Raw genomic sequence first — 11,931 nt, 5'->3', positions numbered from 1 at the left:
TATATGGATACAGCATATTTAATTGAAACGATCATAAAAGTCGTTGTAATTCTACTTATATTTTCTGCGTTGGCAGGTATCGGTACATATTTTGAGCGTAAGATACTTGCATTTATGCAACGTCGTTTAGGACCAATGTATGTTGGACCATACGGTTTACTGCAAGTGGCAGCAGACGGTATAAAGCTTTTTACAAAAGAAGATATTATTCCTACGAATGTAGTAGGACCAATTTTTAAAATTGCACCTGTAATTACCGCGGCAACTGCATTTATGGCAGCAGCGGCAATTCCTTTTTTCCCGCAGTTTACTCTCTTTGGTTATACGGTACATCCTATTGTTGCCGATTTAAATATCGGTATTTTGTATATTCTTGGTGTAATGGCTGTCGGACTTTACGGTCCGTTACTTGGCGGTATGGCTTCGGCAAACAAATTTTCTTTGCTTTCAGCAGCACGTACTGCAGCGGTATTTATTTCCTATGAGGTTGTAAGCGGATTGGCTATTTTAGCTCCGATTATGATGGTTGGTTCTTTGTCTTTGATTGATTTTAACAATTACCAGGCAGGGGGTATCAGTGACTGGATTGTTTGGTCTCAGCCTGTAGCCTTTGTACTTTTTTGGATAGCGGCATTTGCTGAAACAGGACGTACACCGTTTCACCTGATAGCAAATGACCATGAAATTATTGACGGATTTGGAACAGAGTATTCCGGTATGAGATGGGGACTGTTCTTTATCGGTGAGTATGCAAATATGTTCTTTATCTCCTTTGTAATTCCTCTTATCTTTTTGGGTGGTTATGGTGACGGAAGTATGCTTGGTGCATTGGGGCTTATAGCAAAAGTGGCATTTTTCTTTTTCTTCTTTTTGTGGACAAGAGCTGCCTGGCCGGATGTAAGACCGGATCAGTTGATGTGGTTATGTTGGAAAGTACTAATGCCATTGGCCGTGATTAATGTTGTAATCACCGGCTTTGTGATGATGTTTTAAGGGGATAATGAATGAAAATGGAACAATTTAATGATAGAAATGTAGCTGACAACGGTTACTTTTTAGTTGATATTGAAGATTATCCTACTGATGGTTGGGGTAAGTTTAAACGTGTGGTAAAAAGAACTTTCAGAGCCGAACTGTTTGTCGGTTTGTGGGTAGTGCTTCGTGAAATGATCAAGTTTGATATTCATACGGTACAGTATCCGCAGGAGAAACTGCCTATAGGTCCTCGTTATCGTGCCGTGCATGAGATGAAAAGACTTTGGGAAAGTGATGCTGAACGTTGTATCGGGTGTGGACTTTGTGAAAAAATCTGTATATCTGACTGTATTCGTATGGATACCAAGATAGATGAGAACTCACGAAAAGAAGTAACCGAGTATACAATCAATTTAGGGCGTTGTATTTTTTGCGGTTACTGTGCGGAAGTTTGTCCTGAACTTGCTATTACTCATGGTGGAGAGTATGAACAGGCATCAGAACAGCGTGAACATTTTGTTGACTATGCGTATATGTTAACGCCACTTGACAAAATGAAAGCCGGAACTCAAATGGAGTTTGAAGGTTTTGGTGCGATTACACCACATGAAGATGAGCGTGTTAAAAAAACACCTCTAGCATATTAAGGAGTTTGGATTATGTTTGAAGCGGTAGCATTTTACTTGTTTGCATTTTTAACGATTACGATGTTTTTCATCACAGTGACAACATCACAGGCGTTATATGCATTAAGTGCATTGGCAGCGGGAATGATTTTCATATCAGCATTTTTCTTTATTCTGGGTGCTGATTTTTTAGGTGCAGTGCAAATAATTGTTTACACTGGTGCAGTAATGGCTTTATATGCTTTTGGTATGATGTTTTTTGACACGACAAGAGAAGTTAAAGAGAAACAGGGAAACAAATACATTATCGTTGGACTCTCAACACTGGCAGCAGTTCTGGTAGTTGTTATTTTTGCAGCGCCGATGGTATCTGAAAATATTGTTGCTCTTTATCCGGCAATTGAAGGAGTAGGCAATACTCAAGAAGTAGGACTGATTTTATTTACAAAATATCTAGTACCGTTTGAAGTGGCTGCAATTATGCTGCTTGTTGCAATGGTGGCTGGTATTGTCCTTGCAGGCAAGAAAATGGATCTTTCAATTACACTGATGAATGATGCTGAAATTGAAGAACAAAACAACACAAAGGTACTTTCATGATGGAAATAGGTTTAAATCATTATCTTGTTTTATCTACTATTTTATTTGCTATTGGTTTAGTAGGTGTTATGCGTAGAAAAAACCTTCTTTTACTGTTTTTTGCAACGGAAATACTCTTAAATGCAGTTAATGTTGCTTTTGCGGCAATTTCACACTATTATGGTGATTTGACTGGTCAGATGTTTGCATTTTTTGTAATTGCTATTGCAGCTTCAGAAGTTGCAGTTGGTCTTGGACTTCTAATAGTATGGTACAAACGCCACAGCTCAATTGACCTAGATGCATTAACAACGATGAAAGGATAAAGAATGGAAAAATATTTATATATAGCACTCTTTGCTCCCCTTGTCAGTTCTTTGTTCTCAGCGTTGTTTACAGCGACACCAAAGAAACTGTTTACGGGTATTGTTGCGAGTCTTATGATATTGACATCATTTGCAGCAAGTACAGTACTGTTGATTTATATACTCAAAGGCGGAGAGCCTGTACATGTAGAGATGATGACATGGATGGCAACCGGAGACCTCTACATTCCTTTTGGTTTTGTTGTTGATCAGATCTCGGTAACTATGATGATGGTTGTTACACTGGTTTCGACTATCGTACATATTTACTCTATCGGTTATATGGATCACGACAAAGGTTTTAATAGATTCTTTGCATGGCTGTCAGCCTTTGTGTTCTCAATGATGGTTCTTGTTATGAGTGACAACTTCGCAGGACTCTTTATAGGCTGGGAAGGCGTTGGTCTGTGTTCATGGGGTCTTATCGGTTTTTGGTATCATAAACAAATTGCCACATGGGCAGCGAATGAAGCGTTTATAATGAACCGTATCGCCGACCTTGGTATGCTTATCGGTATCTTTTTAGTCTACTGGAATACCGGTACACTGCAGTATGATGAAGCATTTGCCGTTATGCCATTGCTGGACACTGCCACATTGACATGGATAGGTATATTTTTATTTATCGGTGCAATGGGTAAATCAGCACAGTTTCCTCTGCATACATGGCTTGCAGATGCGATGGAGGGGCCTACTCCTGTGTCGGCTCTTATTCATGCGGCAACAATGGTTACAGCGGGTGTTTATCTGGTAGTGCGTTCGAATGAGCTTTATAGTCTTATTCCTCATGTCGGATTGTTTATTGCTTCACTTGGTGCCTTTGTTGCCCTGTTTGCAGCTTCTATGGCCCTTGTCAACCGTGATATGAAAAGAATCATTGCCTACTCTACACTTTCACAGTTAGGGTATATGTTTGCCGCAGCAGGCCTTGGCGCTTACTGGGTTGCACTGTTTCACCTGATGGCACATGCGTTTTTTAAAGCACTCTTGTTCCTTGGTGCGGGAAATGTTATGCATGCGATGCATGATGAACTTGATCCGTTTAAGATGGGTGGACTGAAAAAAGTAATGAAGTGGACATGGATTATGATGACAATTGCCTCATTGGCGTTGGCGGGAATCTTTCCGTTTGCAGGATTCTTTTCCAAAGATACGATTCTTGAAGCGGCATTTGCAGAGCATCACTTTGTTATTTACGGAGTACTGCTCTTTACGGCAGGTCTGACAGCATTTTATTCATTCAGACTTGTTGCACTGATCTTTCACGGTGAGGAGCGTTACAAGATATTTGGTATTCATCCTCATGAAGCGTATAGATTTATGCTCATTGCAATGAGTCCACTGCTTATTCTTGCTATGATAGCCGGAATTTTTCAAGAACCGTTTTTTGGCATGATAGAAGAAATTTTACGTGCGCATGAGTATCATATTCACTCCCATACAACACTCTGGATTATGCTGGTCGGTACACAGCTTTTTGTAGCACTTGCTATTTTGTATGCATATAAAAAATATGCTTCATGGAGCAGTGTTCCGGATGGTACAAGTCCGATAGAAAACTCATTTATCTATAAACTGCTGTTTAACCAGTACTATATTCCGTATTTTTACGAAGAGTACATTGTAAAACCATACAGAGAAGCTTCTGAGCTTTTCTGGACAAAAGTAGATATGAAAATTGTGGATGCTACTGTTGACGGGATTGCAGGTATTGTGTACGGTACCGGTAAGAAAACTAGGAAAATGCAAAGTGGTAACTTATCTACTATGCTTAAATGGATGGTAGCAGGTTTAGTTGGTCTGCTCTCACTCGCTGTGGTGTTTGGGCTTGCAGCAAGATATTCTGATGAGATTGTTATATTCTTATCAGCTCTAGGAGTTTAGTATATGTTAGATCATATTTTATCGTTATTAATTTTCTTTCCGGCACTCGCAGCCGTATTTGGTTTTATGATACAAAAAGAGAGTATGCGTGCATACGGTGTTGCAGTTTCTGCGATTGAGTTTGCACTGGCATTATGGCTGTGGTATGTGTTTGACGGCAATGTATCCGGAATGCAGTTTATGGAAAGTCTGCCACTAGTTCCTTCTTTTGGAATCAATTATATACTTGGAGTGGATGGTATATCTTTGTTTATTGTTATTCTCGCAGCCTTTTTTACTATGATAGGAATAGCCAGTTTAACAGATACGCCTAATGTAAAATATATGATTATTACATTGTTATTTTTACAAATGACGATGGTCGGTGTTTTTGTGGCACTTGATGCAATAGTCTTTTACATTTTCTGGGAACTTTCACTTGTTCCTATGCTCTATATCATTGGGGCATGGGGTGGACCGTTGCGAATATATGCTTCAGTAAAATTTTTCCTCTATACTTTTACAGGTTCGCTTGTGATGCTTGTCGGTATGCTTTTTATGGCATATTTTTATTATCAGGCAACAGGTGTTTGGAGTTTTGCTATTTTAGACTGGTACAGACTGATTTTACCAGAGTCTTTTCAGCTTTGGCTTTTTGCAGCATTTTTTATCGGTTTCGCTATTAAAGTGCCGATGTTTCCGTTTCACACATGGTTGCCGTATGCACACGGACAGGCACCGACTATCGGTTCTGTAATACTTGCAGCAATTTTGTTAAAGATGGGAACATATGCGTTCATTCGATTCTCCTTACCGATGTTTCCGGATGCTTCGGCATTTTTTATGGTTCCGATTGCAATTATCGCAATAATCATGATTGTTTATACCGCAATGGTTGCATATGCACAAAAAGATGTGAAGCAGGTTGTCGCTTACTCTTCAATCTCACATATGGGTGTCATTATCCTGGGAACATTTGCATTAAATGTTGAAGGTATTTCTGGTTCAATCTTTTTAATGATAGCGCATGGTGTTGTTTCGGGGGCTCTGTTCCTGCTCGTAGGTGTTATTTATGACAGGCGTCATACGAAGATGATGAGTGAGTTTGGCGGATTGGCACAGGTAATGCCAAGATATGCAACAATATTTGGTCTCATGTTAATGGCTTCTGTCGGAATGCCTCTGACAATCAACTTTGTAGGTGAATTTTTATCACTTCTTGGCTTTTACCAACAGTCTCACATCTTGACACTTTTAGCCGGAACAGCGATTATTGTCGGTGCCATCTATATGTTGGCAGCATACAAAAAAATGTTTTTTGGTGAGGTGACAAAAGAAGAGAACAAAAATCTTAAAGATGTTAATAAAAGAGAATGGGTTGCCCTTCTGCCACTTGGAATCATTACTATATGGCTGGGTATATATCCTAAGCCTGTGTTGGAACCGATTAACAACAGCGTGAAATCAATTGTACAGTTAATGCACAATAAAGCTACAACAGAATTAGGTAAAGAAAGAATTCCAAATTTAGTGAAACCTAAAGCTGTAATTATAGAAAAAACTATTATAGAGGAGGTTCACTAATGTTAGCGCCGATAAATATTTCAATGGAGTCGTTAAATGTAATGACTCTGGCGCCTATGCTGATACCGGTAGTAGGTGCATTGTTAATCTTAGTGATTGATGTTATCAAGGGTGGGCTGCACAAATCACTCTATGTCGTACTGAGCCTGCTCTTTTTGGCAATGGACTTTTTCTCTTTGCTCGATGCTTCAGAGATTTTTACCCAAAACGGCACAGTGCTGGGTATGTTTGATGTAATGCTGATAGACGGTCTGGCTTTGTTGGCTCAGTTTATTATCGTTATAGCATCAATGCTTTTTATTCCACTGGCTTTGACAAACAAACGCTTTCATGAGTTTTCCTATCCTGAGTTTTTTGCACTCTTCTTATTTATGATTGCAGGTTTCCAGTTTATGGTTGCTACAGATAATCTGATCTTGATATTTGTCGGTTTGGAAACAGCGTCTTTGGCATTGTACACACTCATAGCTATGCATAACCGTGACAAATCTTTTGAAGCAGCTGTGAAATACTTTACAATGGGTGCCTTGGCCGCAGGTTTTTTCAGTTTCGGTGCCATGGTCTTTTATGCCCTGACTGGTTCTGTAGAGATTAATAAAATTGCGTTGGTTCTTGCTGCAAACGGATATGCTGACATCGGATATGTCCTTGTTGGCGTCTCATTTTTACTGGCGGCTTTTGCCTTTAAATTATCACTTATTCCGTTTCATACATGGGCACCTGATGTGTATGAAGGTTCTTCTGCACCAATGGCAGGATATATGTCAATTGTACCAAAGATAGCTGCTTTTGTAGTGGCTATGCGATTTTTTGAATTTTTAGTGCACAGTGGTATCATTTGGCTTGACATTGTTTTATATGCCTTTGTCATTATTACGATGACCGTGGCAAATATGTGGGCACTGGTACAGACAGATGTAAAACGTATGCTGGCATACAGTTCTATCTCCCATGCAGGCTTTGTAATGGCGGCTATATTAATAGGAACGACACAGGCAAACAGCGCACTCTTTTTATACTGGGTTCTGTTTACATTTACAAACCTTGGGTCATTTACAATGCTATGGATATCACGTCAAAAAAGTCTGCCGGAACATCAAATGTCAGACCATTCCTATGACAAATTTGCAGGTATGATTAAAACCGCACCGGTTCCTGCAATGATTATGGGACTGTTTATGTTGAGTTTGGCAGGAATTCCGCCATTCGCTCTTTTTTGGGGTAAAATCTATCTGATCAGTTCCGCGGTAACAAGCGGTTATACAATCCTTGCGCTTATTATGGCGCTTAACTCAGCAATAGCAGGATATTACTATTTAAAACTTATAGTATATATGTTTATGAAAGAACCTGTTGTCGGAGCTAATGGGAATATATATGTTGCCAATGCGACACTGGCCCTCAAAACTATTATTGGTATAGCAGCAGTAGGAACTATATTTGCTTTTGTTGCGATAAACCCACTTTTAGAGTTTATTACAGCTTTTGTATATAACAGTGGATATTAATAGTCTAAAAAAATCTTAAACAAGGGGGAGAGAATTTGTTAAAATGGATACTCCTGACCTTTGTTCTTACAAATTCTTTTGCACTTGAAATTTCCATAGAGAGTGCAAAAGACAACTTCATAAAATACTCCACACTTGATATTCGAAACACTGAACGCTTTACATGTAAAGAGATTAAAAATGATCTTGACACGGTTTTGGAGGTTCAATGTATTTTTTTAAAAAGACCAGTGCGAAAACTCAAGCATATTCAAAATGATTTTTTTAAAGTAAATACAGTTTTTAAAGATGAGAAATTTATTGTTACGATCAAGCCCTTTTACAAAATAAAATTGATTCCGGAAATATTTGATCTCACCAAAGACAATGAAGTTTTTGATGCAAATGTGACCTATTCAGACCATTGGAGTGTGCTAGGCTACAAAAAAACATTTCCTTTGTTTAAGCAGGAGGAAGCCTCTCCCCTTGCATTAGATTTTCCTTTTTACCTTGACAAAGACAAACTGCCCTATGTAGGAAGTCTCGATCTTCAGGGAAACCCGGTCTATATCAAAAATGTAGAAGATGTGAAAGAGTACCTGAAAGTAAAAAAGCATTACAAACACAAAGAGTATGAATTGTGCCTTGAAAGTATAGATGATATATTGAATGATTATCCAAATACGCTTTTTAAAGCAGAACTGCTCTATTATAAAATTAAAGTGTATGCAAAAATAAAAGACTGGGATAATGTAGTAAGTGTGGCAAAAGAGTTTTTAAGAGAATACTCTTCTGATGAGAATGTTGCAGAGGTGCTTTCCCTGGTAGCAAAAGCATATGCCAAACTCGGCGAAAATTCGAATGCCGACTACTTTTATGACCGATTGTTTACAGAACATCCACAAAGTAAATTTACACAACTCGGATATATATACAAGGGAGAGATGCTTGAAGAGTCAGGTGGCACAAAACAGGCTGTAAAGTATTATAAAAAAGCACTGTATGATACGAAAGACTTAGAAGTAGCAGCAAATGCCGCATACCATTTAGCCTCTTTGTATCTTTCTTTCAAGCCAAAAGAGGCTTCGAAGTATGCAATGAAAATTATTCAGGCAGATCCTGGCTTTTTTATGGAAGATTTTAAAGCATCACAAAAGATGATGGATGAATTTGCAAATCAGGGATACTATAAAGTTGCAGCAGCTATAGCAGATACTTTGCTGCAGGAGATTGATGCCACATATGATGAATATGAAGAGTTGCTCAAGAACAAAGCTTTATGGCTTGCCCAAACAAAAGAGAAGAAAAAGGCTTTGGCCGCTCTCAATGAATATTTGAAAAAGTTTCCTGATGGAGACTATGTGGATGCTGTTCAGGTTGCCAAAGACGCACTCTTTTTTGAAGTTTCTGATTTAAATGCTACTGCAAAACTGGCAGAATTTGACAAGCTTATTCAAGAGTACCAAAATGACACTATAGGCAAACGCGCACTGTATGAAAAAGCAAAATTACTTCTAGAAGAGGGAAAATACAAAGAGGTGCTCTCTTTAAAAAAATCCCTGGAAGCTTTGGATAAGACAGAGTATAAAGATATCCAAAAAATTATACAGGATGCTGCTATCGGAGAGATGAAACAGTCTCTTCGTAAGAAAAACTGCAAACAGGTTTTAATCATATCGAATGAATACAATATTACGCTTTCGGATAAATGGGATGACGGTATTTATGAATGTGCGATGAAAGGCGGAGATTTCCAGCTTTCAAAAAGTATAGCAGGGAAAAATTTAAAATCCAAAGATTTGGATGAGCGGAAAAAATGGCTTTACCGCTATATCAAAGTTGATTTTGCTACGGGAAATTACAGTGATGTACTGGATGCAGCCAAAGATTTAATCACTTTGATAGAAGATGACAAAAATTCAAAATACAAAGAGGTTTACAGATATCTGTTTGATACATATGAACGATTAGAGCAAAAAGAGAAGATGATTGATGCAATGGCAAAAATCGAAGAACTTTTTGGACTTGATTATAAAGATATAGAACGTTATGTTGCAATGGTAACACTCGGAAACGAACGACATGATGACAATTTGATAATAAAATATGCAAAAAAAGTAATGCAGATACAAAACAAATCAAACTCTTATACGCAGAGTCCTTATGTGGAATTTGCACTGTATCAGGCATATATGGATAAAAAAGAGTACAACAGGGCTTTGGAAGTTGTAAAATCATTGGATAAACTGGCACTAAGTCCTACATTACGTGCGCGGCAAAAATATCTTTTAGGCAGTGTACTTGATAAACTATGGAGAGATGATGCAGCGAAAAAAGCGTATAAGGAAGCAATAGCCGCTGACCCAAAATCTTCCTGGGCCAAACTGGCAAAAAGTGCACTGGAACTTTAATCCGGGTTTAAATTAAAGTTCTAGACAATCACTGATGCTGTAGAGGCCGGCTTCTTTGTCAGCAAGCCATTTTCCGGCACGAAGCGCCCCTTTAGAAAAAGTATTTCTTGAAGTGGCGGTATGGTTGAGTTCTATAAATTCTCCGTCATTGTAAAAGCCGACAGTATGGCGTCCTACGATGTCCCCGCCACGCAGAGCCATAACAGCTATTTCATCTTTGTTTCTTTCTCCGATGTTCCCGTCTCTGCCGCTGACTCGGACTTTGTCCAGATCCAGTCCTCCTGACTTTCTCATATGGACACACATTTTTTAAGTGTTGATTGCATCATAAACCTTTTGCTGTATCTCATCAAACGATAAAGTATAGAACTTCCCCTTGACATTGAGAGCAAACATATGTTTAATAATATCGCGGAGCAGTTTTTGAGAAAAATTAAATTTTACATTGCCTAATTTCAACCTTCTCTCAAACTCTTTATAGACAGCATACGATACAAACGAAATAAGAACATGCGCCTTTATCCTCTCTTCAATTCTATGATATATAGGTCTTATGCGCAAATCTGTCTTTGATATTCTAAATGCCTTCTCAACATCATATTGATTCTGATAGTGTGCTATAACATCATTGGCTGAGAGTGTAAAATCATTTGTTGCAAACCCTTTAATACCATCAAGTCTCTCATCTTGCATTACTCTGTCTGGATTGAGTTTGTATTTGATATTGCATTTATCATCAATATCCAAATATTTTGCATAGTATGAGAGTTTTAAGTCACTCTTGGTGATATTTTTCTTTGAGAGTTTTGCTTTGATTTTTTCTAATGCTTTTTCTCTTGTTCTTTTATCTTTTTTGGCCCGTTTGGTAGAGTAAGAGAGAATAAGCTTTTGTTTGATGTGGAGTATTTGTTTTTTATCATTTTCATCTTTATAGGGTATCTCTTTTTCAATCTCTATTGTATGAATAGTTCCATTATCAAGAAAGGTTAAATTTGCAATACGTTCTTTGAGATTATTGTCAATATTTTTGATCTTATAGGCAAGGATATATTTGTAGCCATTATTTTCTAAAAAAGCTATATTTGCATGTGTAAGCATTCCTCTGTCAGCTACAACGATTGGTTTGTTTTTGAGATGAAATCTTGTTTGGAATTTTTGCAGTATATCAACAAGAGTATGCCCTTCATATTTATTTCCCTCATATAGCTCAAAGCTCAGTGGATGCCCCTCTAAGGTTGTAAACAATCCCAGCAGTATTTGGGGACGGGCAACTTTTCCCTCTTTTGAAAATCCTATGCGTCTTAAGTCATCTTCGCTCTCACTCTCGAAGTATAATGTTGTTACATCATAAAAGGTTACCGTGATAGCACCTTGCATTATTTTTTTGGTATGCTCAAACACGCACTGCTCTATTTGTTGTTTTATCTCCTCTTGGTAGATAGTATCTAGAAAGCGGTAGATTCTGTTTTTATCAATCTTTTCTTTTTTAAAATATTCAAGATAATCTATAAGGTAGAGCTTACTGCCAGGATAGAGTATTCTTGATATAACAAGCGATTTAAAAAGCTGCATCTTTTGAAAATCTAAAGCGATTTTATCGCATCCTAAATATTTGAATATTTTGCCATAAATAAGTTCATCACCTATAGGTGTTACATCTCTGTTTGCCAATGAAATAAACTCTAAATTATTTTGCTTGTCATCATCTTTTATAGTGTCAAAGAGTGTTGGATAGAGTTCTTTGTTTAATTCTTCTAATCGTTTTTGTGCTATCTCAAGATAGATTCTTTTTTCATCATCATTTTTGACACAGGCAATAGTCTCTACTACCTTATATTGCCGATGAGTCCTGTCTATGATTTGAATACTGATAGTTCCACTACTGTTTTTCTTTTGGCGAATATGCAAACTCATAGGCAAATTGTAACAAATTTATGAAGCCCGGACACACACTTTTTAGATTTTAATGGCTTTTAAATCCCTAAAATAAGGGATTCGTGTTTTTAAAAAATTAGATTTTTTATTGAAATGAGAAAGTCAG

9 protein-coding genes and 1 pseudogene are annotated in these 11,931 nt (G+C 37.7%); 8 read left to right on the top strand and 2 right to left on the bottom strand.

Annotation, left to right across the window (positions count from 1 at the left end):
• The first annotated feature begins 3 nt into the window (after positions 1-3).
• From nuoH to LCX93_RS10330, 8 genes are read left to right on the top strand one after another with little or no spacing between them, the layout of a single operon-like run.
• Positions 4-993 carry an NADH-quinone oxidoreductase subunit NuoH gene (nuoH, locus tag LCX93_RS10365; protein ID WP_226066204.1) on the top strand — a complete coding sequence of 330 codons (990 nt, stop codon included), beginning with the start codon at positions 4-6 and terminating at the stop codon, positions 991-993.
• 11 nt (positions 994-1,004) lie between these two features.
• Positions 1,005-1,622, top strand: a complete 618-nt coding sequence (nuoI, locus tag LCX93_RS10360; RefSeq protein ID WP_151899560.1) for an NADH-quinone oxidoreductase subunit NuoI — start codon at positions 1,005-1,007, stop codon at positions 1,620-1,622.
• 12 nt (positions 1,623-1,634) lie between these two features.
• Complete coding sequence (locus LCX93_RS10355) at positions 1,635-2,201, top strand: NADH-quinone oxidoreductase subunit J (RefSeq protein ID WP_151899561.1); 567 nt, start codon at positions 1,635-1,637, stop codon at positions 2,199-2,201.
• Positions 2,198-2,506: an NADH-quinone oxidoreductase subunit NuoK gene (gene nuoK, locus LCX93_RS10350; protein WP_193150470.1), complete on the top strand. Its 309-nt coding sequence runs from the start codon at positions 2,198-2,200 to the stop codon at positions 2,504-2,506. The genes LCX93_RS10355 and nuoK overlap by 4 nt, the downstream gene beginning before the upstream one ends.
• A gap of 3 nt (positions 2,507-2,509) precedes the next feature.
• On the top strand, positions 2,510-4,429 hold the full coding sequence (gene nuoL / locus LCX93_RS10345) for an NADH-quinone oxidoreductase subunit L (protein ID WP_226066203.1): 1,920 nt from the start codon (positions 2,510-2,512) through the stop codon (positions 4,427-4,429).
• 3 nt (positions 4,430-4,432) lie between these two features.
• On the top strand, positions 4,433-5,992 hold the full coding sequence (locus tag LCX93_RS10340) for an NADH-quinone oxidoreductase subunit M (protein ID WP_226066202.1): 1,560 nt from the start codon (positions 4,433-4,435) through the stop codon (positions 5,990-5,992).
• Positions 5,992-7,500: an NADH-quinone oxidoreductase subunit NuoN gene (nuoN, locus tag LCX93_RS10335; RefSeq protein WP_226066201.1), complete on the top strand. Its 1,509-nt coding sequence runs from the start codon at positions 5,992-5,994 to the stop codon at positions 7,498-7,500. The genes LCX93_RS10340 and nuoN overlap by 1 nt, the downstream gene beginning before the upstream one ends.
• Before the next feature lie 35 nt (positions 7,501-7,535).
• On the top strand, positions 7,536-9,890 hold the full coding sequence (locus tag LCX93_RS10330) for a tetratricopeptide repeat protein (RefSeq protein WP_226066200.1): 2,355 nt from the start codon (positions 7,536-7,538) through the stop codon (positions 9,888-9,890).
• Between the two features lie 12 nt (positions 9,891-9,902).
• On the opposite strand, the pseudogene LCX93_RS10325 reads toward LCX93_RS10330, so the two are convergent.
• Both LCX93_RS10325 and LCX93_RS10320 read right to left on the bottom strand, forming a co-directional pair.
• A pseudogene (locus LCX93_RS10325) lies at positions 9,903-10,172 on the bottom strand (dihydrodipicolinate reductase C-terminal domain-containing protein); the annotation flags it as partial.
• 27 nt (positions 10,173-10,199) lie between these two features.
• Complete coding sequence (locus LCX93_RS10320; protein WP_502988726.1) at positions 10,200-11,798, bottom strand: IS1634 family transposase; 1,599 nt, start codon at positions 11,796-11,798, stop codon at positions 10,200-10,202.
• Positions 11,799-11,931 lie beyond the last annotated feature (133 nt).

Origin of the sequence: Sulfurimonas sp. SWIR-19 (genome assembly GCF_020410885.1) — a bacterium.
GTDB lineage: Bacteria > Campylobacterota > Campylobacteria > Campylobacterales > Sulfurimonadaceae > Sulfurimonas > Sulfurimonas sediminis.
The sequence above is the reverse complement of the archived record's forward strand: the minus strand, read 5'-3'. Positions and strand labels throughout refer to the sequence as shown.

Coding starts and splice junctions, on each gene's coding strand:
- nuoH (WP_226066204.1), top strand. CDS start 4: ATGGATACAGCATATTTAATTGAAACGATCATAAAAGTCGTTGTAATT.
- nuoI (WP_151899560.1), top strand. CDS start 1,005: ATGAAAATGGAACAATTTAATGATAGAAATGTAGCTGACAACGGTTAC.
- LCX93_RS10355 (WP_151899561.1), top strand. CDS start 1,635: ATGTTTGAAGCGGTAGCATTTTACTTGTTTGCATTTTTAACGATTACG.
- nuoK (WP_193150470.1), top strand. CDS start 2,198: ATGATGGAAATAGGTTTAAATCATTATCTTGTTTTATCTACTATTTTA.
- nuoL (WP_226066203.1), top strand. CDS start 2,510: ATGGAAAAATATTTATATATAGCACTCTTTGCTCCCCTTGTCAGTTCT.
- LCX93_RS10340 (WP_226066202.1), top strand. CDS start 4,433: ATGTTAGATCATATTTTATCGTTATTAATTTTCTTTCCGGCACTCGCA.
- nuoN (WP_226066201.1), top strand. CDS start 5,992: ATGTTAGCGCCGATAAATATTTCAATGGAGTCGTTAAATGTAATGACT.